The following is a 23,061-nucleotide window of genomic DNA, read 5'->3' on the forward strand; positions in this document are numbered from 1 at the left end:
GCCGTCTTCAGCCGCGCGGTTGCGGCACGAATTTGTGCTGTTTTTGCAGGTCGACCGTCAAGGTCCGCGTCAGCGGCAGGTCGCGCCAGCGTACCGCCGGTGTGCCGTCGGCGAGGAAGGCGAGCAGGGCGGTTTCGTCGTCCGGCGAGCATTCGGCCAGACAGGCGGCGAGATCGCGGTCGTCGACCAGGCCGATGCCGAGCGCGGTGTCGAGCAGGAAGCTGCCCTCCTCGTCGACCAGCGCGGCGCGGATCTCACCGGCCGGCGCACCGGTATGGGCGACAAAGCTCTCGCCTTCGCGACGGAAAATCCAGGGCGTGCAGGCAAGATCGACATAGACCCGTTGCGGGCCGTTCTGGACGAACCAGCGGCCGGTCTCGTCGGAACCGTACTGCCGGTTCATGAACTCGACCAGGCCGCGGTGCGTCACCCGTTCTCCCTGCAATCGCCAGTCCCCGCGCCGGTCGAGCGAGAGCCACTCGAAACAGGCGGGGACGTTGGGCCATCTGGCGATTGCCGAGAAATCGACCATCAGTCCTCGTACGCCGACAGCGGCGGGCAGGCGCAGTTCAGGTTGCGGTCGCCATAGACGTCGTCGATGCGGTTGACGCTCGGCCAGAACTTGTTGGCGGCCACCCAGGGCAGCGGGAAGACGGCCTGCTGGCGGCTGTACGGATGCAGCCAGTCGGCGTCGATGACGTCGGCCTGGGAGTGCGGGGCGTTCTTCAACGGGTTGTTGTCGGCCGTCCACACGCCGTTCTCGATCTGGCGGATTTCTTCGCGGATGCTGACCATGGCCTCGATGAAGCGGTCCAGCTCGGCCTTCGATTCCGACTCGGTCGGCTCGACCATGATCGTGCCGGCGACCGGGAAGGACACCGTCGGCGCGTGGAAACCGTAGTCCATCAGGCGCTTGGCGATGTCGATCTCGGCGATACCGGTGGCGGCCTTGATCGGGCGGATGTCGAGGATGCACTCGTGCGCCACGCGGCCGTTCTTGCCGACGTAGAGCACCGGGTAGTGGTCCTTGAGCCTGGTCGCGACGTAGTTGGCGTTGAGGATGGCGACCTGGGTCGCCTTCTTGACGCCGGCGCCACCGAGCATCGCTAGGTACATCCAGGAAATGGTCAGGATCGACGCCGAACCGAAGGGCGCCGCCGAGACCGCGCCCTGACCAGCGTGCGGGCCGTCGATGGCGGCGACCGCGTGGTTGGCCATGAACGGGGCGAGGTGGGCCTTCAGGCCGATCGGGCCCATGCCCGGTCCGCCGCCGCCGTGCGGGATGGCAAAGGTCTTGTGCAGGTTCATGTGGCTGACGTCGGCACCGATGAAGCCGGGCGAGGTCAGGCCGACCTGGGCGTTGAGGTTGGCACCGTCCATGTACACCTGGCCGCCGTTGGCATGGACGATGGCGCAGATCTCGCGAACCGCTTCCTCGAACACGCCGTGCGTCGATGGGTAGGTGATCATCAGGCAGGCCAGGTCGTCCTTGTGTTCCTCAGCCTTGGCTTTCAGGTCGGCGACATCGACGTTGCCGTTGTCGTCGCAATCGACGACGACGACCTGCATGTTGCACATCTGGGCGGTGGCCGGGTTGGTGCCGTGTGCCGATTTCGGGATCAGGCAGACCTTGCGATGCGCTTCGCCACGGCTGGCGTGGTAACGCGCAATCGCCACCAGGCCGGCGTATTCGCCCTGGGCGCCGGAGTTCGGCTGCATGCAGATGGCGTCGAAGCCGGTCACCGTCTTCAGCCATTCGGTCAGGCCGGCGATCATCTCGTGGTAGCCGGCGACCTGCTCGCGCGGGGCGAACGGGTGGATGCCGCCGAATTCCGGCCAGGTGACCGGGATCATTTCGCTGGTCGCGTTCAGCTTCATCGTGCACGAGCCGAGCGAGATCATCGAATGGTCGAGCGCCAGGTCCTTGTTCTGCAGCGACTTCAGGTAGCGCAGCATCTCGTGCTCGGTGTGGTGCGTGTTGAACACCGGGTGCGCGAGGATCGCGTCGTCGCGCAGCAGGGCGGCCGGCAGCGCCGGGTCGGCGGCGGCGAGCTGGGCGTCGAAGGTTTCCATGTCGAGCGTGACCTGGGTGATCAGCTTGAACAGTTCGGCGACATCGTTGCGCGTCGTCGTTTCGTCGAAGGAGACGCCGAGGACGCCGGCCGAGACGCGGCGCAGGTTGTAGCCGGCGGCGACGGCCGCCTGATGGATGCTCTCGGCGCGGGCGCCGAGGTCGATATGGACGGTGTCGAAGAACTGCCCGGTGAGCAGCTTGACGCCGGCGCGCTTGAGGCCTTCGGCGAGGATCGCGGTCAGCCGGTGGATGCGCGTGGCGATCGTCTTCAGGCCTTGCGGGCCGTGGTAAACGGCGTACATGCCGGCCATGTTGGCGAGCAGCACCTGCGAGGTGCAGATGTTGGAATTGGCCTTCTCGCGGCGGATGTGCTGTTCGCGCGTCTGCAGCGTCATGCGGTAGGCGGTCTTGCCGCGCGCGTCCTTGGAGACGCCGATGATGCGGCCCGGCATCGAGCGGACGAAGGCTTCGCGGGTGGCGAAGAAGGCGGCGTGCGGGCCGCCGAAGCCCATCGGGATGCCGAAGCGCTGGCTCGAACCGAGGGCGATGTCGGCGCCCATGGCGCCCGGCGACTTGAGCAGCACCAGGGCCATCAGGTCGGCGGCGACGGCGACCGTGGTGCCGCGTGCCTTGAGGCCGGCGATGATCGCGCTGAGGTCGCGCACTTCGCCGTTGTCGTTCGGGTACTGGAGCAGGGCGCCGAAGAATTCCTCGTCCTTGACCGTGTCGACCGTGGCGATCACCAGCTCGAAGCCGAAGTAGGCGGCGCGCGTCCTGACCACGTCGATGGTCTGCGGGAAGCAGGCGGCGTCGACCAGGAAGCGGTTCGACTTCGACTTGGAAACGCGGCGGGCCATCGTCATCGCTTCGGCAGCGGCGGTGGCTTCGTCGAGCAGCGAGGCGTTGGCGATTTCCAGGCCGGTCAGGTCGACGACCATCTGCTGGAAGTTCATCAGCGCTTCCAGGCGGCCCTGGGCGATCTCGGCCTGGTAGGGCGTGTAGGCGGTGTACCAGCCGGGGTTTTCCATGACGTTGCGCAGGATCACCTTGGGCGTCAGCGTGTCGTAGTAGCCCATGCCGATGCACGACTTCTGGATCACGTTCTTGCCGGCGATCGCCTTCAGGTCGGCGAGCGCCTCGTGTTCGCGGCGCGGGGCCGGCAGCGGCAGGTCGGCCGGCAGGCGGATGGCGGCCGGGACGGTCTGGTCGATCAGCTGGTCGAGGCTGGCGGCACCGATGGTGGCCAGCATCTCGGTCATTTCAGTGGTGCAGGGGCCGATGTGACGGTCGATGAACTCGTCGTGCTGCTCCAGGGCGCTCAAGGGCAGGGTCTTCATGGGGTGGTTTCTCGCGGGGGCTATGCAGCGGAACAGCCCGGCCTCTGACGGTCGACCGGGCTGGCGGAGGAAAAACGGCGGGCCGGGATCAGGCGGCGTCGGCGACAGCCTGGTAGGCGGCAGCGTCGAGCAGGGCGTCGACGTCGGCGATGTTGTCCGGGGTCATCTTGAACAGCCAGGCGGCGTAGGCGTCGGCATTGACCGACTCCGGCGCATCGACGGCGGCCTGGTTGACTTCGGTGACGGTGCCGGCGATCGGCGCGTACACGTCGGCGGCGGCCTTGACCGACTCGACCACGGCGATTTCCTTCTCGGCGTCGTAATGGGCGCCGACTTCCGGCAGCTCGACGAAGACCAGATCACCCAGGGCTTCCTGCGCGTGGTCGGAAATACCGACGGTGACGGTGCCATCGGCGTTCTTCAGGACCCACTCGTGGGAGGCGGCGTACTTGAGGTTGGACGGGACGTTGGACATGGTTTTCTCCTGATTGGGTGAATTTGAATTAGATGACGGCTTTGCCGTTGCGGGCGAATACGGGTTTGGTGACCCTGGCCTTGAGCAGCTTGCCGCGGATGTCGACCTCGACTTGATCGCCGATGGCGACGCCGAGCGGCAGGCGGGCGAGGGCGATGGACTGCTGCAGGGTCGGCGAGAAGCTGCCGGAAGTGATCTCGCCGTCGCCGTGGGCGGTGACGACCTTCTGGTGGCCGCGCAGCACGCCCTTGTCGAGCAGGATCAGGCCGAGGAACTGTTTCTGCTGGCCGTTGACGGTCAACGCCGCCTTGCCGACGAAATCGCGCGCGTCCTTCATGGCGACGGTCCAGGCCAGGCCGGCATCGAGCGGCGATACCGTCTCGTCCATGTCCTGGCCGTAGAGATTCATGCCGGCTTCCAGGCGCAGCGTGTCGCGGGCGCCCAGGCCGCAGGGCGCGACGCCGGCTGCCTTGAGCGCGTTCCACACGGCTTCGGCTTCGCCGGCCGGCAGCATGATTTCGTAGCCGTCTTCGCCGGTATAACCGGTGCTGGCGATGAAATACTGATCGACCTCGGCGGCGAAGAAGGGCTTCAGGCCCTCGCTTGCTGCCTTCACTTGCGGCAGCACCTGCCACACCTTGGCGCGCGCGTTCGGGCCCTGGACGGCGATGATGGCGAGATTGCCGGCACCGTCGCGGCGCTGGGTGATGCTCACGTCCATCTTCCATTCGGCGGCCTTGGCCTGCATCCAGGCCAGGTCCTTGTCGGCGGTGCCGGCATTGACCACCAGGCGGAACCTGGTGTCGGTGAGGAAATAAATGATCAGGTCATCGATGACGCCGCCGGCTTCGTTCAACATGGCAGCGTAGAGCGCCTTGCCGGAAACAGTCAGCTTGGCGACGTCGTTGGCAACGAGGCGCGAGAGGAAGGGGCGGCAATCGGCGCCGACCAGATCGACCGGGCACATGTGCGAGACGTCGAACATGCCGCAATCCTTGCGCACCGCGTGGTGCTCCTCGATCTGCGAACCGTAGTTGACCGGCATGTCCCAGCCGCCGAAATCGACCATCCGGGCGCCAAGTGCGCGATGGGCGGCATTCAAGACCGTTTGCTTCAGCATATCAATCCTTTACTGACGTTCGTTGACGTCGATTCTGGAAACAGAAAAGGGGTGAAACGTAAAACTCGCGTTTTGCGTTTCACCCCTCTGTCCTCGATACCTGAGAGATTTGCCCCATCGGTGGGCGCTGTTTACGCCGCTCTCCAGAGTTTGACCGGCTTGCCGGCCGATCCGCGGTCCTTTTGCCTGAGCGTTTTCGGGTGAAATTGCGCCTTCGGCGGCAGACGGGTCTGCGCTCTCCCACGGAACGGCTGGCACTATAGCCGGACATCGTTGTCCGAGCAACATGCTGCGCCGCACAAGGCGCGCCGGCCGCCTGGCGGCTTCGTGTTAAACTCGTCGTTTGCTATCGACGCCTTCGCCGTGATCCCCGCCAACTTCGATTTTCATTGCCATTCCTCGGTTTCCGACGGCTTGCTGCCGCCCGCGGAGGTCGCCCGGCGGGCGGCGGGCAACGGCGTCGACCTGTGGGCGCTGACCGACCACGACGATCTCGGCGGGCTCGACATCGCCCAGGCGACCGCCCGCGAAGCCGGCATCCGCTTCGTTCCCGGTGTCGAGATTTCGATCGAGTGGCGCGAGATGCCGATCCACATCGTCGGCCTCGGCTTCGACTGGCACCATCCGGCACTGGTCGATGGCCTCGCCGAACTGCGCAGCGGCCGTCTCGAACGCGCCCGGCGAATGGGCGAGGCGCTCGACGCGATCGGCATTCCCGGTGTCTTCGCCGGGGCGATGGGCTACGTCACCAACCCGAACCTGATCTCGCGCGCGCATTTCGCCCGCTACCTGGTGTCGATCGGCATCGCCCGCGATACCTCGGGCGTCTTCCAGCATTACCTGACGCCGGGCAAGCCGGGCTACGTCGATCACCGCTGGGCCTCGCTCGCCGATGCGATCGGCTGGATCACCGCCGCCGGCGGTGTCGCCGTGGTCGCGCATCCCGGCCGCTACAAGATGTCGGGCGGCGACATGCGCAAGTTCCTCGACGAGTTCAAGGACCTCGGCGGCCAGGCGATCGAGGTCACCAGCGGCAGTCATTCGCCCGACCATGTCCTGCATTTTGCCCGGCTGGCCCGGCATTACGCTTTCCATGCCTCGCGCGGCTCGGATTTTCACGGGCCGGAGGAAAGCTATGTCGACCTCGGCCGCCTGCCATCCCTGCCGCAAGACCTGAAGCCGGTCTGGCGCCTTCTCGACCTGTCATGAGCCGCGTCGTCAACATCCATCCGGATTCACCCCAGCCGCGCCTGCTCGTACAGGCCGCAGAATTCATCCGCAACGGCGCCGTCGTCGCGCTGCCAACCGATTCCTGCTACGCGCTGGGCTGCCATCTCGGCGACAAGGAAGCGCTCGACCGCATCCGGCTGATCCGCCAGATGGACGAGCGCCACCACCTGACGCTGATGGTTCGCGACCTTTCCGAGATCGCCCATTTCGCCCGCGTGGACAACGCCCAGTACCGCCTGCTCAAGGCGGCGACGCCAGGCAGCTATACCTTCATCCTCGAAGGCAGCAAGGAGCTGCCGCGGCGCGTGATGCACCCGAAGCGCAAGACGATCGGCGTCCGCGTTCCCGATCATCCGGTCGCACTGGCGCTGCTCGCCGAACTCGGCGAGCCGCTGCTGACGACGACGCTGCAACTGCCGGGCGACGAACATCCGCTGACCGAGGGCTGGGAAATCCAGGACCGCCTCGAGGAGCAGATCGAACTGGTGCTCGATGCCGGCACCTGCGGTATCGAGCCAACCACGGTCATCGACCTGACCGGCAAGGCGCCCGAACTGGTGCGCGCCGGTCGCGGTCCGCTGGCACCTTTCGGTTTCGAGTGACATGCTCGACATCAACGCGCTGATCCAGACCATCGCCATCGCCGCGATACCGGTGATCTTCGCGATTACTCTGCACGAGGTGGCGCACGGTTATGTCGCTCGCTATTTTGGCGATCCGACCGCCTGGCAGCAGGGGCGCATCACGCTTAATCCGCTACCCAATATTGACCCCGTGGGTACTGTACTGATCCCGCTGGCGGTTCTGCTGGTCTCGGCAGGTAACTTTGTGTTCGGCTATACCAACGTGCCGGTCGATTACACCCGCCTGCGTCAGCCTAAGAAAGACATGCTCTGGGTCGCAGTCGCAGGGCCGGCGGCCAATTTGGTAATGGCCTGCTTCTGGGCGCTGATGTTCAAATTGTCTTGGTACCTAACGGATTTCTTCGCCGTGCCGCTGGCACGCATGGGCGAGGTAGGTATAAAGATAAACTGTTTGTTTATGGTCCTTAATCTACTGCCGTTGCTGCCGCTCGACGGTGGTCGCATCGCCGTCAGTCTGTTGCCGAACCGGCTGGCCTGGCAGGTCGCCCGAATAGAACCTTGGGGTTTTCCGATTTTGCTGCTCCTACTATTCACCGGTATCCTCGGCAGCATTTTGAATCCTCTGGTGCTCTTTTCGGCAAGCGCCATCGAAACCATTTTCGGTCTTTACTAAACAAGAAACCATGTACGCAGAACGTGTCCTTTCCGGCATGCGCCCGACCGGCGCCTTGCATCTCGGCCATTACCACGGGGTTCTCAAGAACTGGGTCAGGCTCCAGCACGAGTATCCCTGCCTGTTCTTCGTTGCCGACTGGCACGCGCTGACGACCAATTACGACAATCCGCAGAACATCGAGAAATCGACCTGGGACATGGTCATCGACTGGCTGGCCGCCGGTGTCGATCCGAACCAGGCGACGCTGTTCATCCAGTCGAAGGTGCCCGAGCACGCCGAACTGCACCTGCTGATGTCGATGATGACGCCGCTCGGCTGGCTCGAGCGCGTGCCGACCTACAAGGATCAGCAGGAGAAACTGGCCAACAAGGACCTGTCGACTTACGGTTTCCTCGGCTACCCGCTGCTGATGAGCGCCGACATCCTGATCTACCGCGCCGACAAGGTGCCGGTCGGCGAGGATCAGATTCCGCACGTCGAATTCACGCGCGAACTGGCCCGTCGCTTCAACCACATGTACGGCCGCGAACCCGGTTTCGAGGACAAGGCGCGCGAGGCGGTGAAGAAACTCGGCGGCAAGAAGGCCCGCCTCTACGAGGAACTGCGTACCCGTTTCCAGCAGGAAGGCGACAAGGAAGCGATCGAGCAGGCGCGGGCGATGCTCAACGATATTCAGCATTTATCGACGGTCGACCGTGAACGCCTGTTCGGCTTCCTCGAAGGCACCGGCAAGATGATCCTGGTCGAACCCGGCTACCTGCTCACCGAGGAATCGAAGATGCCGGGCCTCGACGGGCAGAAGATGTCGAAGTCGTACAACAACACGATCACGCTGCGCGAATCCGAGGAGTCGGTAGCCAAGAAGGTCAAGTCGATGCCGACCGACACCAACCGTGTGCGTCGTACCGATCCGGGCGATCCGGCGCGTTGCCCGGTGTGGCAGCTGCACCAGGTCTACTCCGACGATGCCACGCGCGAGTGGGTGCAGCAGGGCTGCCGCAGCGCCGGCATCGGCTGCATCGACTGCAAGCAGCCGGTGATCGCCGGCATCCTCAAGGAGCAGGCGCCGATGCGCGAGCGTGCCCAGCAGTATCTCGACGATCCGACGCTGGTCAAGAACATCATCGCCGACGGCTGCGAGAAGGCGCGCGAGCTGGCGCGCGAGACGATGCGCGACGTGCGCGAATCGATGGGCCTGGAATACCACTGATGTCCGCTGCGTCGTTCCGCTACCGCGATCCGGCGGTCGACGCATGAATCTTGCGGTCGACCTGCCGCAGGCGGCACTTTTCGAGCCGGTTGCCCGGATCTACGGCGAACCGCTGGAGGCGCTGCCGCAAGACCTGTACATCCCGCCGGATGCGCTGGCGATCATGCTCGACGCCTTCGAGGGGCCGCTCGACCTGCTGCTCTACCTGATCCGCAAGGCCAACGTCGATATCCTCGACATCCCGATGGCGCCGCTGACCCGGCAGTATCTCGACTACGTCGAGGCGATGCGTGCGCAGAACCTGGAGCTGGCGGCCGAGTACCTGGTCATGGCGGCGATGCTGATCGAGATCAAGTCGCGCATGCTGCTGCCGCGGCCGAAGATCGGCGACGACGGCGAAGTCGAGGACCCGCGCGCCGAACTGGTCCGCCGGCTGATGGAATACGAGCAGATGAAGCTGGCCGGCCAGCGGCTCAACGAAATGCCGCAGGCCGAGCGCGAGTTCTTCTGGGTCGAAACGCTGGTCGAGAAATCGCTGCTGGTGCGCTTGCCGGAGGTCTCGGTCGACGATCTCAAGGAGGCCTGGATGAATGTGGTCCGCCAGGCCGTGCTCAAGCGCAACCACAAGATCAGCCGCGAGGAATTGTCGGTGCGCGAGCACATGGGCATCATCCTGCGGCAGTTGCAGGAGCAGGGCGGCTTCGTCCAGTTCGAGACGTTGTTCGACCCGGCCATGGGGCCGCCCGGGCTGGTCGTGCATTTCATCGCCATGCTCGAGCTGGGCCGGGAAAAACTGATCCGGATCACGCAGAATGAGGCCTTCGCGCCGATCTACATCAACCTGCGTGATGGCGAGCCGGAATCGCCGATGGAGGAAGACGATGGAAGCCAGCCAGGTCAGCCGGATTCTTGAGGCGGCGCTGCTTGCGGCGCAAGCGCCGATGACCACGCACGAGATGAAGAAGATGTTCGACGAGGAACTGTCTTCGGATACCCTGCGCAAGCTGCTCGACCAGTTGCGCGAGGCCTGGGCCGAGCGCCCGGTCGAGCTGGTCCAGCTGGCTTCCGGCTGGCGTTTCCGGACCCGCGCCGAATACCTGCCTTACCTCGAGCGGCTGAATCCGGAAAAGCCGCCGAAATATTCGCGGGCCGTGCTGGAGACGCTGGCGATCATCGCCTATCGTCAACCGGTGACCCGCGGCGACATCGAGGAAATCCGCGGCGTCGCGGTCAACGCGAATGTCGTCAAGACCCTTGAAGAGCGTGGCTGGATCGACGTCGTCGGCCACCGCGACACCCCCGGTCGGCCGGCACTGTTTGCCACGACCAAACAATTTCTCGATGATCTGGGCCTGCGCAGCGTCAGCGAACTGCCGCCGCTTGAACAAATCAGCCAGACACTGGAGCTGAACCATGAAAACCAATAAACGCACGCCCTTCCGGGCGCCCGATGCCGCCAGCGGTGGCGAAAAACGCCCGCGCCGGGGCGTCGACCGTAACACGCCGCCGCCGCGCGAGTTTGCCCCGCGCCAGGAAGGCGACGATGCGCCGCTCGACGAGGTCGCTGCCAAGCCGACGCCGCGTCGCCGCCAGGGCATCCCGCAGACCGGTCGCGCCAATCGCGGCAACATCGGCCGCAACGGCAAGCCGCTGATCGAAGCCAAGCCGGAGCGTCTGCAGAAGGTGCTCGCCCAGGCCGGTGTCGGCTCGCGCCGCGAGATGGAAGAATGGATCGCCTCGGGCAAGGTCAGCGTCAATGGCGTCGTCGCCACCATCGGCCAGTCGGTGATTCCGACCGACAAGGTCAAGATCGGCGGGCGCCTGATCAACATCCGCTTCACCGGCAGCAGCTCGCGCCCGCCGCGGGTGCTGATGTACCACAAGCCGGAAGGCGAGATCGTCTCGCGTGACGATCCGGACGGCCGTCCGTCGGTCTTTGCCGCGTTGCCGCGGATGCGCGGTGGTCGCTGGATCAATGTCGGCCGGCTCGACTTCAATACCTCCGGGCTGCTGCTGTTCACCACCTCCGGCGAACTGGCCAACAAGCTGATGCACCCGAGTTCGCAACTGGTCCGCGAATACGCCGTACGGGTGCTCGGCGAACTGACGCTGGAAGCGCAGCAGCAACTGCTCTCCGGTGTTCAGCTCGAGGATGGTCCGGCGAGTTTCTCCGGTCTCGTCGATGCCGGTGGCGAGGGGGCCAACAAGTGGTACCGGGTGAGCCTGTTCGAGGGGCGCAACCGTGAAGTCCGGCGCATGTTCGAGGCGGTCGGGTGTACGGTCAGCCGCCTGATCCGCGTCCGCTACGGGCCGTTCACGCTGCCGCCGCAACTCAAGCGCGGGCGCTGCCGCGAGCTCGACGAAACCGAGGTCAAGGCGCTGATGCGCGAACTGGCGCGCAGCGAAAAGGCGCAGACGGCCTGATCTGCCGGCATGATCATGCCCAGCCTGGTGCATGGCGATTGTGAGGGAGGAATAAACCCGTTATAATTCACGGGTTTGTTTCTCCCGCTGTTGTTCTGGCGGGCATCTTATTTTTCTGAGGTGGGCGTTTCGCCCATTTTTTATTTGTGCCTATGGATTTGAATACGCTGCTTGAAACGACGGTGACCGGTCTGGGTTACGAGCTCGTTGATATCGAAATGTCGCCGCGCGGCCGCACCATCCGCGTCTTCATCGACGCGCCCGGCAAGGAGAGCGGTGTCGACGTCGAAGACTGCGCCAAGGTTTCGAATCAGCTGACGCGCCTGTTCGAAGTCGAGAACATCGACTACGACCGTCTCGAAATCTCGTCGCCGGGCATGGATCGCGTGGTCAAGAAGGAAGCCGATTTCGAGCGCTTCGCCGGCCAGTCGATCCAGATCAAGCTGCGCATCCCGCACAACAACCGTCGCAATTTCCAGGGGCAACTGCTCGGCTGCAAGGATGGCCGCGTCGCCCTGCGCCTCGAGAAGGACGACGTGGAACTCGAATTCAACAATATCGAAAAGGCACGTCTGGTGCCGAAATTCGACTGAAGTACCTGGAGGTCTTAGCCCATGAGCCGTGAACTGTTGTTGCTGGTCGATGCCCTGGCCCGCGAAAAGAACGTCAACAAGGAAATCGTCTTCGGTGCCCTTGAGCTGGCGCTTGCATCCGCGACCAAGAAGCGTATCCACGACGAAGCCGAAGTGCGTGTCTCGATCGACCGCGCCACCGGCAATTACGATTCCTTCCGCCGCTGGCAGGTCGTCGCGGACAGCGAATACGTGAACGAGTACCAGCAGATTCCGCTGTCGGAGGCGACCAAGGACGATCCCGAGATCGAGCCGGGTGACTATCTCGAAGAGTCGCTGGAGCCGATCGATTTCGGCCGCATCGGCGCCCAGGCTGCCAAGCAGGTGATCCTGCAGAAGATCCGTGACGCCGAGCGCGAGCAGATCCTGCAGGACTTCCTCGACCGCAAGGAACACATCGTCTTCGGCACGATCAAGCGCATGGAGCGCGGCAACGCGATCATCGAGGCTGGCAAGATCGAGGCGCTGCTGCCTCGCGACCAGATGATCCCGAAGGAAAACCTGCGCGTCGGCGACCGCGTTCGCGCCTACCTGCTGCGCATCGACCGCGGTGCCCGCGGTCCGCAGATCATCCTGTCGCGTACCGCGCCCGAGTTCGTCATCAAGCTGTTCGATCTCGAAGTGCCGGAAATCGAAGACGGTCTGATGGAGCTCAAGGCTTGCGCCCGTGATCCCGGCATGCGTGCCAAGATCGCCGTCAAGTCGAACGACCCGCGCATCGATCCGATCGGTACCTGCGTCGGCCTGCGCGGCTCGCGCGTCACTGCCGTGCGCAACGAGATCGGCGGCGAGAACATCGATATCGTGTTGTGGTCGGCTGATCCGGCCCAGTTCGTGATCGGCGCGCTGTCGCCGGCCGAAGTCACCTCGATCGTCGTCGATGAGGAAAAGCACGCGATGGACGTCGTCGTCGACGAGGACAACCTGGCCATCGCGATCGGTCGCAGCGGCCAGAATGTCCGCCTGGCGTCCGAATTGACCGGCTGGACGATCAACCTGATGACCCAGGATGAATCGGCGAAGAAGGCGGAAGCCGAATACGCGGTCACCCGCGTGATGTTCATGGAAAAGCTGGACATCGACGAAGAGCTGGCCGACCTGCTGATCGAGGAAGGTTTTTCGACGCTGGAAGAAGTCGCCTACGTGCCGCTGGCCGAAATGCTCGAGATCGACGGTCTCGACGAGGACATCGTCAACGAACTGCGCAACCGTGCCCGCAACGTGCTGCTGACCGAAGCGATCGCCACCGAGGAAAAGCTCGAGAGCGTCGCCGAGGATCTGATCGGCCTCGAGGGCATGAGCAAGGAACTGGCCGCCAAGCTGGCCGAACATGACGTCAAGACGCGCGATGACCTCGCCGAACTGGCGGTTGATGAACTGACGGAAATGACCGGCATTGATGAAGAGCGTGCCAAGGAACTCATTCTCAAGGCACGCGCTCACTGGTTCGAGTGAGCAGGGAGGTAGCAAGTATGTCCGCAACAACTGTTTCACAATTCGCCGTTGAACTGAAAATGCCCGTCGAGGCGCTGCTCGAGCAACTCGGCCGCGCCGGCGTCGGCAAGTCCGGCGGCAGCGATACGCTGACCGATCAGGACAAGACCAGCCTGCTCGACTACCTGCGCCGCTCGCACGGCGAGGCGCAGCCGCAGAACAAGATCACGCTGACGCGCAAGCAGACGTCCGAGATCAAGGCCACCGATTCGCACGGCCGTGCCCGTACCGTTCAGGTCGAGGTGCGCAAGAAGCGCGTGCTGGTCAAGCGCGACGTCAATGAAAGCCAGGTCGAGACGACCGGCGAGGAAGCCGAGGAACTCGAAGTGCTCGAGACGCCGCTGGAGGCTGTCAGCGAGGCAGTGGTCGAGCCGATCCCGGAGCCGGTGGTCGAAGTCGTGCCGGAGCCGGTCGTCGAAGTGGCCCCGGAACCCGAGCCTGAACCCGAACCGGCGCCGCAGCCGGAACCCGAGCCGGTCGAGGCAGCAGCCGAGCCGGCGCCCGCCGCGCCAGCCGCGCCAGCCGCGCCAGCCGCACCGGTCCGGCGCACCCTTGATCGCGCAGCGATCATCGGTGAGAAGGAACTCAAGTCGCGCGAGGAGGAAGCCCGTCGCTTCAACCGCCTGCGCGAGATCCAGGAACGCGAACTGAAGGAAAAGCAGGCCCGTGAAGCCCAGCTGGCGGTGATGCGCCAGCAGGCCGAGGCCGCCGCCGCCGCCGCCAAGGTGGCCGAGCAGGCGAAGCAGCAGGCTGCTGCCCAGGCGCGCACCGGCGAAGGCGAGAAGGGCACGCTGCACAAGAAACCCGACGCCGGTGCCGGCAAGAAGGGCGACAAGGGCGGCCGCGCTGCCGACGACGGCAAGAAGAAGGGCGGCATCAAGACCCGCGGCGCCGATAGCGGCAGCGGCTGGAAGGACAATCGCCACGGCCACAAGAAGTCGCACAAGTCGGACGACGGCCAGGGCAGCTTCCAGGCGCCGACAGAGCCGATCATCCGTGAAGTGCACGTGCCGGAAACCATTTCCGTCTCCGACCTGGCGCACAAGATGGCCATCAAGGCGACCGAGATCATCAAGGCGATGATGAAGATGGGCTCGATGGTCACCATCAACCAGGTGCTCGATCAGGAAACGGCGATGATCGTCGTCGAGGAAATGGGTCACAAGGCGGTCGCCGCCAAGCTCGACGATCCCGATGCCTTCCTCGAGGAAACCGGCGAGCACAAGGACGTGCCGCTCGAGCATCGTGCACCGGTGGTCACCGTCATGGGTCACGTTGACCACGGCAAGACCTCGCTGCTCGACTACATCCGCCGTGCCAAGGTGGCTTCCGGCGAAGCCGGCGGCATCACCCAGCACATCGGTGCCTACCACGTCGAAACCGAACGCGGCATGATCACCTTCCTCGACACCCCGGGTCACGAAGCCTTTACGGCGATGCGTGCGCGTGGTGCCAAGGCGACCGACATCGTCGTCCTGGTCGTCGCGGCCGACGACGGCGTGATGCCGCAGACCAAGGAAGCGATCCACCATGCCAAGGCGGCCGGCGTGCCGCTGGTGGTTGCGGTCAACAAGATCGACAAGCCGGATTCCAACCCCGATCGCGTCAAGCAGGAACTGGTTGCCGAAGGCGTCATTCCGGAAGAGTACGGTGGCGATTCGCCGTTCTGCCCGGTGTCGGCGAAGAAGGGTACCGGTATCGACGAACTGCTCGAACAGATCCTGCTCCAGGCCGAAGTGCTTGAACTGACGGCGCAGAAGGATGCCCCGGCCAAGGGCCTGATCATCGAAGCGCGTCTCGACAAGGGGCGCGGTGCGGTGGCCACCATGCTGGTCCAGTCCGGCACGCTCAAGCGGGGCGACATCGTGCTCGCCGGCCAGGTCTTCGGCCGCGTCCGCGCCATGCTCGACGAGAACGGCAAGCCGATCGCCGAGGCCGGTCCTTCGATTCCGGTCGAGATCCTCGGTCTGTCCGACGTCCCGGCTGCCGGCGAAGAAGCGATCGTGCTCGCCGACGAAAAGAAGGCGCGCGAAATCGCGCTCTTCCGTCAGGGCAAGTTCCGCGACGTCAAGCTGGCCAAGCAGCAGGCGGCCAAGCTGGAGAACATGTTCCAGCAGATGGAAGAGGGCGAGGTCAAGACTCTGCCGCTGATCGTCAAGGCCGACGTCCAGGGTTCCCAGGAGGCGCTGGTCCAGACGCTGCAGAAGCTGTCCAACGAGGAAGTCCGGGTCAACGTCATCCACGGTGCCGTCGGTGCGATTTCCGAATCCGACGTCAACCTGGCGCAGGCTTCCGGTGCCGTCATCATCGGTTTCAACATCCGTGCCGATGCCGGTTCGCGCAAGCTGGCCGAAAGCTTCGGCGTCGATATCCGTTACTACAACGTGATCTACGACGCGGTCGACGAGGTCAAGGCGGCCCTTTCCGGCATGCTGGCGCCCGAGAAGCGCGAGCAGGTCACCGGCATGGTCGAGATCCGCCAGGTCTTCCACGTCTCCAAGGTTGGCGCGATTGCCGGCTGCTACGTGCTCGAAGGGGTCGTCAAGCGTGCCTCGCGCGTTCGCCTGCTGCGCAACAACGTGGTCCAGTGGGACGGCGAACTCGATTCGCTCAAGCGCTTCAAGGACGACGTCAAGGAAGTCCGCTCGAACTTCGAGTGCGGTCTGTCGCTGCGTGGCAATAACGACATCCAGGAAGGCGACCAGCTCGAAGTGTACGAAATCCAGGAAGTGGCGCGTTCGCTGTAATGAAGAAGCAGGCACGAGGATTTCAACGGGGAGACAGGGTCGCGGAGCAGGTGCGCCGCGATCTGGCCGACCTGATCCGCAGCGAACTGAAGGATCCGCGGGTTGGCATGATCAGCCTGACGGCGGTCGAGCTGACGCCCGATTACGCCCATGCCAAGGTCTTCTTCACGACGCTCAACAGCGAGCATCTGAAGGAGATCGAGCAGGGGCTGAAGCGGGCTTCGGGTTTCCTGCGCCGCGAGCTGGGGCGGCGGATTCACATCCACACGCTGCCCGAGCTGCATTTCATCTATGACAGTTCGCTCGAGTACGGCGCCAGCATGTCGGCGCTGATCGAAAAGGCGAACGCGATCAGCGACCAGACGCCGGAAGACTGACCGGTCGTGCAGCCGCGAGTCAAGAAGGTCTGGCAGCAGGTCGACGGTGTCCTGCTGCTCGACAAATCCCTGGGCATGAGTTCGAACGATGCGCTGCAGAAGGCGCGTCGCCTCTTTTCGGCAGCCAAGGGCGGTCACACCGGCACTCTCGATCCGCTGGCAACCGGGCTGTTGCCGCTGTGCTTCGGCGAGGCGACCAAGTTTTCCGCCGACCTGCTCGATGCCGACAAGACCTACGAAGCCGAACTCCGCCTCGGCGTCGTCACCGACTCCGGCGATGCCGAAGGCACCGTGCTGTCGACGTCCACGGTCGACGTCCGCGAAAGCGACATTTTGCCGGTTCTCCAGGCCTTGACCGGAAACATCCTGCAGGTGCCGCCGATGCATTCGGCGCTCAAGCGCGACGGCCGCCCGCTCTACGAACTGGCGCGCCAGGGCATCGTCGTCGAGCGCGAGGCCCGGCCGGTGACCATCCACGCCATCGAACTACACGAATTCGCCGGCGATCGCCTGCGCATTTCGGTGAGTTGCAGCAAGGGTACCTACATCCGCGTGCTGGCCATGGACATCGGCGCCGCGCTCGGTTGCGGCGCGCATCTGACGGCCTTGCGGCGGACTCGCGTCGGCGATCTGGTGCTCGACCGCGCGCTGACGCTGGCGGCGATCGAAGCGATCGAAGAGGCGGCGCGTCCCGCCAGTCTGCAGCCCGTTGACGCCTTGCTGCAGAGCCTGCCGCGGGTCGACCTCGACGGCGAAGCCGAATCGCGATTCAGCCACGGCAACCCGGTTGACCTGCCGGCCGGCCTCGCCGGCAAGATCCGCGTCTATGCCGGCGGGCGCCTGCTCGGCGTCGGCGAGCCCGGCGCCGGCGGGCGTCTGTGGCCGAAAAGACTGGTGCAATTGGCCGCCTGATCTGCTAGAATCCGACGCTTTCCGGTTCCGGAAAAATTTTCCACTGACGGTCGCTCTATCAAACCGGGGCGCCGTCGCTTCAACCTAGAGGGTTTTGAAAAATGGCAATCACCACCGAACAGAAGGCGAGCCTCGTCGCCGAATACGCACAATCCAAGGGCGACACCGGTTCCCCGGAAGTCCAGGTCGCGCTGCTGACCGCTCGCATCAACGACCTGCAGCCGCACTTCAAGGAGCACCTGAAGGATCACCACTCGCGTCGTGGCCTGCTGCGCCTGGTTTCGCAGCGCCGCAAGCTGCTCGACTACCTGAAGGGCAAGGACGTCGAGCGCTACCGCAACCTGATCACCAAGCTCGGCCTGCGCAAGTAAGCGCGGCTGACGCAAAGAGAAGCGGCCCGGAAACTTCCCGGCCGCTTTTTTGTTTTTTGTCGTACCGTTGTTTTTGTTGTCATGCAAGTTGTTGTTATTGTTGATTAATGTGATGAGAGTGAAAGGAAGTCAATGTTTAATGTCGTGAAAAAGACCTTCGCCTACGGCGAACACCAGGTGACCCTGGAAACCGGCGAAATCGCCCGCCAGGCCGGCGGTGCCGTCGTCGTCTCGATGGAAGAGACGGTCGTTCTGGTGACCGTCGTCGGTGCCAAGAATGCCAAGCCCGGTCAGGATTTCTTCCCGCTGACCGTCGATTATCAGGAAAAGGTTTACGCTGCCGGCCGTATCCCCGGCGGTTTCTTCAAGCGCGAAGGCCGCCCGTCGGAAAAGGAAACGCTGACCTGCCGCCTGATCGACCGCCCGATCCGCCCCCTGTTCCCGGACGGTTTCTACAATGAAGTCCAGATCGTCGCCACCGTCATCTCGCTGAACCCGGAAATCGATTCCGACATCCCGGCGATGATCGGTGCCTCGGCTGCCCTGGCCATCTCCGGCATTCCGTTCGCCGGCCCGATCGGCGCCGCCCGCGTCGGCTACATCAACGGCCAGTACGTGCTCTGCCCGACGCTCTCGCAGCTCAAGGACAGCCAGCTCGACCTCGTCGTCGCCGGCACCGAAGCCGCCGTGCTGATGGTCGAATCCGAAGCCGACCAGCTGTCGGAAGAAGTCATGCTCGGCGCCGTCGTTTTCGGCCACACCGAAATGCAGAAGGCGATCAACGCCATCAACGAACTCGTTGAAGAAGCCGGCAAGCCGGAATGGGACTGGCAAGCGCCGGCCAAGGACGAAGCCCTGGTCGCCCGCCTGAAGGACCTGGTCGGTGCCAAGCTGGAAGAGGCTTACAGCATCACCTCGAAGCAGGCCCGCAGCCAGCGCGTCAAGGAACTCGCCGCCGAAGCCGTTGCCGCCCTGTGCACCGGCGAGGAAGGCGCGCCGGATGCCAACACCGTCGGCAACCTGTTCTTCGAAATCGAAGCCGGCATCGTCCGTGGCCGCATCCTGTCGGGCGCCCCGCGCATCGACGGTCGCGACACCCGCACCGTGCGTCCGATCACCATGCGTTCCGGCGTCCTGCCGCGTACCCACGGTTCGGCGCTGTTCACCCGCGGTGAAACGCAGGCCCTGGCTGTCGCCACGCTGGGCACCAACCGCGACGAGCAGATCATCGACGCGCTGGCCGGCGAATACCGCGACCGCTTCATGCTGCACTACAACATGCCCCCGTACGCCACCGGCGAATGTGGTCGCGTCGGTACGCCGAAGCGTCGCGAAATCGGTCACGGCCGTCTGGCCAAGCGCGCGCTGCTGGCCGTGCTGCCGAAGCCGGAAGATTTCTCGTACTCGATGCGCGTCGTCTCGGAAATCACCGAGTCGAACGGCTCCTCGTCGATGGCTTCGGTCTGCGGCGGCTGCCTGGCGCTGATGGATGCCGGCGTGCCGCTGAAGGCGCACGTCGCCGGCATCGCCATGGGCCTGATCAAGGACGGCAACCGTTTCGCCGTGCTCACCGACATCCTCGGCGACGAAGATCACCTCGGCGACATGGACTTCAAGGTGGCCGGCTCGACGACCGGCATCACCGCGCTGCAGATGGACATCAAGATCCAGGGCATCACCAAGGAAATCATGCAGGTCGCGCTGGCCCAGGCCAAGGACGCCCGTCTGCACATCCTCGGCCTGATGCAGGAAGCCGCTGCCGGCCCGCGTGAAGAGATGTCGGCCTACGCGCCGCGTCTGTACACCTTCAAGATCAATCCGGAGAAGATCCGCGACGTGATCGGTAAGGGTGGCGCCGTGATCCGCAGCATCACCGAAGAAACCGGCACCACCATCGACATCCAGGACGACGGCACGATCACCATCGCCGCCACCTCGGGCGAGGCCGCCGCCGCCGCCCGCGCCAAGATCGATGCGATCACCGCCGAAGTCGAGATCGGCAAGATCTACGAAGGTACCGTGCTCAAGATCCTCGATTTCGGTGCGATCGTTTCGGTCCTGCCGGGCAAGGACGGCCTGCTGCACATCTCGCAGATCGCCAAGGAGCGTGTCAACAAGGTCGAGGACTACGTCAAGGAAGGCCAGGTCGTGCGCGTCAAGGTTCTCGAGACCGACGACCGCGGCCGCGTCAAGCTGTCGATGAAGGCCGTAGCCGAGGAAGAAGGCGGCGTCCAGCAGCAACAGCAGCAACAACAGTAATTCCGCGACAGCGGAATGCAGAAGGGCGCCGCGAGGCGCCCTTTTTTCATCGTGTTTGACGGTCGACCGTCAAATGCCTGCAAAAAAGCCACCTCGCGGTGGCTTTTCCAATCCTGCCCGTTCCGGGCGGGGGGGCGAGCATTACTTCGCCATCTGCTTTTCCTTGAGCTCGTCGAGCGTCTTGCAGTCGATGCACAGCGTTGCCGTCGGACGTGCCTCCAGGCGCTTGATGCCGATCTCGACGCCGCACTTGTCGCAGAAGCCGTAGTCGCCGTCGTCGATGCGACCGAGGGTTTCCTCGATCTTCTTGATCAGCTTGCGCTCGCGGTCGCGGTTGCGCAGTTCGATGGCGATGTCGGTTTCCTGGCTGGCGCGATCGTTGGGGTCGGCGAACACCGTCGCTTCGTCCTGCATCGTATGCACCGTGCGATCGATATCCTCGCTCAGTTCCTTTTTCAGCGTCTCCAGGATCTTGCGGAAGTGAGCAAGCTGCTTGTTGCTCATGTACTCCTCGCCAGCCTTCGGCTCGTAGGGTGCGAAATGTTTGTGAAGCAAGTCTTCTGCCATTTGTGCGCGCTTCCAGTGACGAAAAAAGCGATTAAATATCAGAAAGTCCCAGGCGAGGCAAGGAAAAGCCTTGCTGCAGCGCAATGTGAAAATCCGCCGATTTGCCGGAACGCCGCGCACGTCTGGCGTCCGGGCGGCGGCGCTGATACAATGCGTTCCTTCGTCGGGGCGTAGCGCAGTCTGGTAGCGCATCTGCTTTGGGAGCAGAGGGTCGTGAGTTCGAATCCCACCGCCCCGACCATTTCCTTCTCTTGGCACATCTCGCGCCCGTAGCTCAACTGGATAGAGCAGCCGCCTTCTAAGCGGCAGGTCGGGGGTTCGAGTCCCTCCGGGCGCGCCAATCCCCAGCTCAATCGTGCTTTGATTCGAAGATGTCCACCGTCGCCAGGCGATAGCCGAGGCGGCGCAGTCGTTCCTGGCTAGCCGGCGTGGCCGGCAGGCGGTGCAGGGCGCGGTAGGGGCGATAGGCGTAATCGAGGCAGGCGACCCGCCAGGCGAACGGCAGCAGGCGATCATTGGCGGTCGCGATCAGCGTCAGGTAGGTGCGCTCGAGCAGCGGCCAGGCATCAGCCTGGCCATCGGCGAGATAGTCGGCGAGGTCGACGAAGGCCAGGATGCGTCCCGGTTCGTTGGGGTGCAGGGCGAGCCGGATGCCGGTGCCGAGCATGTCGTAGGTTTCCCGGTGCGGATCGGTGTTGGCGGCATGCCCGGGCATCGTCAATCCTTCTCCGCTGTCTGCGCCGCTTCGGCGTGATGGCAGGGCAGGCCGCTGAGCCGGCACTGCTCGTCGGCCCGCCAGTGGTCGTCGTGGCTCAGGCAGCCGGTGCGGCAGATCACCTCGCCGGCCGCCTCGGCGTCGATCCGCTGGCGCAGGGCACGGACTTCCGCGTCGCGGCGCAGCAACTCGTGTTGCAGTTGCCCGATCCGCGCCTCGAGCCCGGCGATGCAGCGCTGCTGTTCCTGCATCTGGCGGCTGCAACGCTGCTGCACCTCGCCGAGATAGCGCAGCAGCGCCGGCGCTTCGGCGCTCGTCTGCACCGCGACCGAGGTGGTCGCGGTCTGGCGCGTGAACAACAGGGGGAAGCGGGCCAGCGCGCGCATCAGCGGCCGGTCATCTGTGCCGGCACGACCCAGCGGTCGAACTCGTCGCCGCTCAGGTAACCGAGGGCCAGCGCCGCTTCACGCAGCGTGCTGCCCTCCCGGTGGGCCTTCTTGGCGATCTGCGCCGACTTGTCGTAACCGATGTGCGGATTGAGCGCGGTGACCAGCATCAGCGAGCGCTCGAGCAACTCGCCGATGCGCTGGCGGTTGGGCTCGATGCCGACCGCGCAGTGCTTGTTGAAGCTCTTCATGCCGTCGCCGAGCAGGCGCACGCTCTGCAGGAAGTTGTGGATGAGCATCGGCCGGAAGACGTTGAGCTCGAAGTTGCCCGAGGCGCCGCCGAAATTGATCGCCACGTCGTTGCCGAAGACCTGGGCGGCGAGCATGGTCAGCGCCTCGCTCTGGGTCGGATTGACCTTGCCCGGCATGATCGACGAGCCGGGCTCGTTCTCCGGAATGGACAGTTCGCCGATGCCGCAACGCGGGCCGCTGGCCAGCCAGCGGACGTCGTTGGCGATCTTCATCAGGCTGGCGGCCAGGCCCTTGAGCGTGCCGTGCGCGTGCACCACGGCATCGGCACTGGCCAGGGCCTCGAACTTGTTCGGTGCGCTGACGAAGGGGTGGCCGGTGTGCCGTGCCAGTTCGGCGGCGACGCGCTCGGCGTAGCCGCGCGGTGCGTTCAGGCCGGTGCCGACGGCGGTACCGCCGAGCGCCAGTTCGTGCAGGTGCGGCAAGGCGGCGCGGATGTGCCGGTCGGCATGGTCGAGCTGGGCGACCCAGCCGGAAATTTCCTGGCCGAGCGTCAGCGGTGTCGCGTCCTGCAGGTGGGTGCGGCCGATCTTGACGATCCCGGCGAAATCCTCGGCCTTGGCCGCCAGCGTCGCGCGCAGCAGGGACAGTGCCGGCAGCAGGCGGCGGACGATGGCGTCGACGGCGGCGACATGCATCGCGGTCGGGTAGACGTCGTTGCTCGACTGGCTGCGGTTGACGTCGTCGTTGGGATGGACCAGACGACCTTCGCCGCGCGGGCCGCCGAGAATCTCGCTGGCGCGGTTGGCGATCACCTCGTTGAGATTCATGTTGGTCTGCGTGCCCGAGCCGGTCTGCCAGACGACCAGCGGAAATTCCGCATCGTGGCGGCCGTCGATGATCTCGTCGGCGGCGACGACGATGGCCGCGGTGCGCGCGTCATCCTGCAGGCCGAGCGCCTGGTTGGTCAGCGCGCTGGCCCGCTTGACCTGGGCCAGGGCGCGGATGATCTCGAGCGGCTGGCGTTCGCCGGAAATGTCGAAGTTGTGCAGCGAACGCTGCGTCTGTGCGCCCCAGAGGCGGTCGGCGGGAACGGAAACGGGGCCGAAGGTGTCGTGTTCGATGCGTGTCGTCATGGTGGTCTCGGCGGTGCCGCGCGGGCGGCGGAAAAAACGGCTGGCTGGCGTCTGGCTGGCTGGGCCCAAAGCGAGAGATGGAACCC

The 23,061-nt window shown here is 64.6% G+C and carries 22 protein-coding genes, 2 tRNA genes and 2 riboswitches; of the genes, 16 read left to right on the plus strand and 8 right to left on the minus strand.

The window, feature by feature from the left end; all coding sequences use genetic code 11:
- Positions 1 to 7: 7 nt before the first annotated feature.
- The 4 genes from DFR40_RS16180 to gcvT all read right to left on the minus strand — a co-directional run bounded on the left by DFR40_RS16180 (position 8) and on the right by gcvT (position 5,006).
- Positions 8 to 532 (minus strand): DUF2946 family protein, encoded by a 525-nt coding sequence (locus DFR40_RS16180; protein ID WP_245985720.1) that lies wholly within the window; start codon positions 530 to 532, stop codon positions 8 to 10.
- Positions 532 to 3,411, minus strand: a complete 2,880-nt coding sequence (gene gcvP, locus DFR40_RS16185) for an aminomethyl-transferring glycine dehydrogenase (RefSeq protein WP_121459539.1) — start codon at positions 3,409 to 3,411, stop codon at positions 532 to 534. The genes DFR40_RS16180 and gcvP overlap by 1 nt, the downstream gene beginning before the upstream one ends.
- Before the next feature lie 88 nt (positions 3,412 to 3,499).
- Positions 3,500 to 3,886 (minus strand): glycine cleavage system protein GcvH, encoded by a 387-nt coding sequence (gene gcvH / locus DFR40_RS16190; protein ID WP_121459540.1) that lies wholly within the window; start codon positions 3,884 to 3,886, stop codon positions 3,500 to 3,502.
- A gap of 28 nt (positions 3,887 to 3,914) precedes the next feature.
- Positions 3,915 to 5,006, minus strand: coding sequence for a glycine cleavage system aminomethyltransferase GcvT (gene gcvT, locus DFR40_RS16195; protein ID WP_121459541.1), 1,092 nt, complete (start codon positions 5,004 to 5,006; stop codon positions 3,915 to 3,917).
- A gap of 77 nt (positions 5,007 to 5,083) precedes the next feature.
- Positions 5,084 to 5,163: riboswitch (glycine riboswitch) on the minus strand.
- Positions 5,164 to 5,170: 7 nt separating this feature from the next.
- A riboswitch (glycine riboswitch) is annotated at positions 5,171 to 5,259 on the minus strand.
- A 20-nt stretch (positions 5,260 to 5,279) separates the two neighbouring features.
- Here gcvT and DFR40_RS16200 point away from each other — a divergent pair.
- From DFR40_RS16200 to pnp, 14 genes are all read left to right on the plus strand, one after another.
- On the plus strand, positions 5,280 to 6,215 hold the full coding sequence (locus DFR40_RS16200; RefSeq protein WP_342767625.1) for a 3',5'-nucleoside bisphosphate phosphatase: 936 nt from the start codon (positions 5,280 to 5,282) through the stop codon (positions 6,213 to 6,215).
- Positions 6,212 to 6,838: an L-threonylcarbamoyladenylate synthase gene (locus DFR40_RS16205; RefSeq protein ID WP_121459543.1), complete on the plus strand. Its 627-nt coding sequence runs from the start codon at positions 6,212 to 6,214 to the stop codon at positions 6,836 to 6,838. Before DFR40_RS16200 ends, DFR40_RS16205 begins: the two co-directional genes overlap by 4 nt.
- A gap of 10 nt (positions 6,839 to 6,848) precedes the next feature.
- Positions 6,849 to 7,493, plus strand: coding sequence for a site-2 protease family protein (locus DFR40_RS16210; protein ID WP_121459660.1), 645 nt, complete (start codon positions 6,849 to 6,851; stop codon positions 7,491 to 7,493).
- A 10-nt stretch (positions 7,494 to 7,503) separates the two neighbouring features.
- Complete coding sequence (locus DFR40_RS16215) at positions 7,504 to 8,706, plus strand: tryptophan--tRNA ligase (RefSeq protein ID WP_121459544.1); 1,203 nt, start codon at positions 7,504 to 7,506, stop codon at positions 8,704 to 8,706.
- 43 nt (positions 8,707 to 8,749) lie between these two features.
- A complete protein-coding gene (locus tag DFR40_RS16220) occupies positions 8,750 to 9,619 on the plus strand; it encodes a segregation and condensation protein A (protein ID WP_121459545.1) in 870 nt (289 codons plus the stop codon).
- The gene (scpB, locus tag DFR40_RS16225) at positions 9,588 to 10,133 is read left to right on the plus strand and encodes an SMC-Scp complex subunit ScpB (protein WP_121459546.1); all 546 of its coding nucleotides are present in this window, start codon (positions 9,588 to 9,590) and stop codon (positions 10,131 to 10,133) included. The genes DFR40_RS16220 and scpB overlap by 32 nt, the downstream gene beginning before the upstream one ends.
- The gene (rluB, locus tag DFR40_RS16230) at positions 10,120 to 11,130 is read left to right on the plus strand and encodes a 23S rRNA pseudouridine(2605) synthase RluB (RefSeq protein WP_245985723.1); all 1,011 of its coding nucleotides are present in this window, start codon (positions 10,120 to 10,122) and stop codon (positions 11,128 to 11,130) included. The genes scpB and rluB overlap by 14 nt, the downstream gene beginning before the upstream one ends.
- A gap of 152 nt (positions 11,131 to 11,282) precedes the next feature.
- Entirely contained in the window at positions 11,283 to 11,723 is a 441-nt protein-coding gene (gene rimP / locus DFR40_RS16235) for a ribosome maturation factor RimP (protein ID WP_121459547.1), read from the plus strand.
- Between the two features lie 21 nt (positions 11,724 to 11,744).
- On the plus strand, positions 11,745 to 13,217 hold the full coding sequence (nusA, locus tag DFR40_RS16240) for a transcription termination factor NusA (RefSeq protein WP_121459548.1): 1,473 nt from the start codon (positions 11,745 to 11,747) through the stop codon (positions 13,215 to 13,217).
- Positions 13,218 to 13,234: 17 nt separating this feature from the next.
- Positions 13,235 to 16,003, plus strand: a complete 2,769-nt coding sequence (gene infB / locus DFR40_RS16245) for a translation initiation factor IF-2 (protein ID WP_121459549.1) — start codon at positions 13,235 to 13,237, stop codon at positions 16,001 to 16,003.
- The gene (rbfA, locus tag DFR40_RS16250) at positions 16,003 to 16,380 is read left to right on the plus strand and encodes a 30S ribosome-binding factor RbfA (protein WP_121459550.1); all 378 of its coding nucleotides are present in this window, start codon (positions 16,003 to 16,005) and stop codon (positions 16,378 to 16,380) included. The genes infB and rbfA overlap by 1 nt, the downstream gene beginning before the upstream one ends.
- A gap of 6 nt (positions 16,381 to 16,386) precedes the next feature.
- A complete protein-coding gene (gene truB, locus DFR40_RS16255) occupies positions 16,387 to 17,292 on the plus strand; it encodes a tRNA pseudouridine(55) synthase TruB (protein WP_121459551.1) in 906 nt (301 codons plus the stop codon).
- Between the two features lie 101 nt (positions 17,293 to 17,393).
- The gene (gene rpsO / locus DFR40_RS16260) at positions 17,394 to 17,663 is read left to right on the plus strand and encodes a 30S ribosomal protein S15 (RefSeq protein WP_121459552.1); all 270 of its coding nucleotides are present in this window, start codon (positions 17,394 to 17,396) and stop codon (positions 17,661 to 17,663) included.
- A gap of 132 nt (positions 17,664 to 17,795) precedes the next feature.
- A complete protein-coding gene (gene pnp, locus DFR40_RS16265) occupies positions 17,796 to 19,922 on the plus strand; it encodes a polyribonucleotide nucleotidyltransferase (RefSeq protein ID WP_121459553.1) in 2,127 nt (708 codons plus the stop codon).
- Positions 19,923 to 20,063: 141 nt separating this feature from the next.
- Here the strand turns inward: pnp and dksA are convergent, their stop codons facing one another.
- The gene (dksA, locus tag DFR40_RS16270; RefSeq protein ID WP_170160254.1) at positions 20,064 to 20,477 is read right to left on the minus strand and encodes an RNA polymerase-binding protein DksA; all 414 of its coding nucleotides are present in this window, start codon (positions 20,475 to 20,477) and stop codon (positions 20,064 to 20,066) included.
- Positions 20,478 to 20,653: 176 nt separating this feature from the next.
- Here dksA and DFR40_RS16275 point away from each other — a divergent pair.
- Positions 20,654 to 20,730, plus strand: a tRNA-Pro gene (locus DFR40_RS16275).
- 22 nt (positions 20,731 to 20,752) lie between these two features.
- Positions 20,753 to 20,829 (plus strand) — tRNA-Arg (locus tag DFR40_RS16280).
- 9 nt (positions 20,830 to 20,838) lie between these two features.
- On the opposite strand, the gene DFR40_RS16285 is transcribed toward DFR40_RS16280, so the two are convergent.
- Genes DFR40_RS16285 through fumC form a run of 3 tightly spaced genes read right to left on the minus strand, consistent with a single transcriptional unit; the run spans position 20,839 to position 22,975 of the window.
- Entirely contained in the window at positions 20,839 to 21,204 is a 366-nt protein-coding gene (locus DFR40_RS16285) for a FagA protein (protein ID WP_121459555.1), read from the minus strand.
- Between the two features lie 2 nt (positions 21,205 to 21,206).
- Positions 21,207 to 21,590: a hypothetical protein gene (locus DFR40_RS16290; protein ID WP_121459556.1), complete on the minus strand. Its 384-nt coding sequence runs from the start codon at positions 21,588 to 21,590 to the stop codon at positions 21,207 to 21,209.
- A complete protein-coding gene (gene fumC, locus DFR40_RS16295) occupies positions 21,590 to 22,975 on the minus strand; it encodes a class II fumarate hydratase (RefSeq protein ID WP_121459557.1) in 1,386 nt (461 codons plus the stop codon). Before fumC ends, DFR40_RS16290 begins: the two co-directional genes overlap by 1 nt.
- Between the last annotated feature and the right edge of the window lie 86 nt (positions 22,976 to 23,061).

The organism is Azonexus fungiphilus, assembly GCF_003634965.1.
In the GTDB taxonomy this organism is placed as follows: domain Bacteria; phylum Pseudomonadota; class Gammaproteobacteria; order Burkholderiales; family Rhodocyclaceae; genus Azonexus; species Azonexus fungiphilus.

Bases quoted from the DNA above. Each gene is read 5' to 3' on its own strand.
- DFR40_RS16205 (WP_121459543.1), top strand. From the start codon at position 6,212: ATGAGCCGCGTCGTCAACATCCATCCGGATTCACCCCAGCCGCGCCTG.
- rimP (WP_121459547.1), top strand. From the start codon at position 11,283: ATGGATTTGAATACGCTGCTTGAAACGACGGTGACCGGTCTGGGTTAC.
- fumC (WP_121459557.1), bottom strand. From the start codon at position 22,975: ATGACGACACGCATCGAACACGACACCTTCGGCCCCGTTTCCGTTCCC.
- DFR40_RS16285 (WP_121459555.1), bottom strand. From the start codon at position 21,204: ATGCCCGGGCATGCCGCCAACACCGATCCGCACCGGGAAACCTACGAC.
- gcvT (WP_121459541.1), bottom strand. From the start codon at position 5,006: ATGCTGAAGCAAACGGTCTTGAATGCCGCCCATCGCGCACTTGGCGCC.
- DFR40_RS16180 (WP_245985720.1), bottom strand. From the start codon at position 532: ATGGTCGATTTCTCGGCAATCGCCAGATGGCCCAACGTCCCCGCCTGT.
- rluB (WP_245985723.1), top strand. From the start codon at position 10,120: ATGAAAACCAATAAACGCACGCCCTTCCGGGCGCCCGATGCCGCCAGC.
- DFR40_RS16220 (WP_121459545.1), top strand. From the start codon at position 8,750: ATGAATCTTGCGGTCGACCTGCCGCAGGCGGCACTTTTCGAGCCGGTT.
- DFR40_RS16290 (WP_121459556.1), bottom strand. From the start codon at position 21,590: ATGCGCGCGCTGGCCCGCTTCCCCCTGTTGTTCACGCGCCAGACCGCG.
- rbfA (WP_121459550.1), top strand. From the start codon at position 16,003: ATGAAGAAGCAGGCACGAGGATTTCAACGGGGAGACAGGGTCGCGGAG.
- infB (WP_121459549.1), top strand. From the start codon at position 13,235: ATGTCCGCAACAACTGTTTCACAATTCGCCGTTGAACTGAAAATGCCC.
- gcvH (WP_121459540.1), bottom strand. From the start codon at position 3,886: ATGTCCAACGTCCCGTCCAACCTCAAGTACGCCGCCTCCCACGAGTGG.
- scpB (WP_121459546.1), top strand. From the start codon at position 9,588: ATGGAAGCCAGCCAGGTCAGCCGGATTCTTGAGGCGGCGCTGCTTGCG.
- DFR40_RS16215 (WP_121459544.1), top strand. From the start codon at position 7,504: ATGTACGCAGAACGTGTCCTTTCCGGCATGCGCCCGACCGGCGCCTTG.
- rpsO (WP_121459552.1), top strand. From the start codon at position 17,394: ATGGCAATCACCACCGAACAGAAGGCGAGCCTCGTCGCCGAATACGCA.
- gcvP (WP_121459539.1), bottom strand. From the start codon at position 3,411: ATGAAGACCCTGCCCTTGAGCGCCCTGGAGCAGCACGACGAGTTCATC.
- pnp (WP_121459553.1), top strand. From the start codon at position 17,796: ATGTTTAATGTCGTGAAAAAGACCTTCGCCTACGGCGAACACCAGGTG.
- nusA (WP_121459548.1), top strand. From the start codon at position 11,745: ATGAGCCGTGAACTGTTGTTGCTGGTCGATGCCCTGGCCCGCGAAAAG.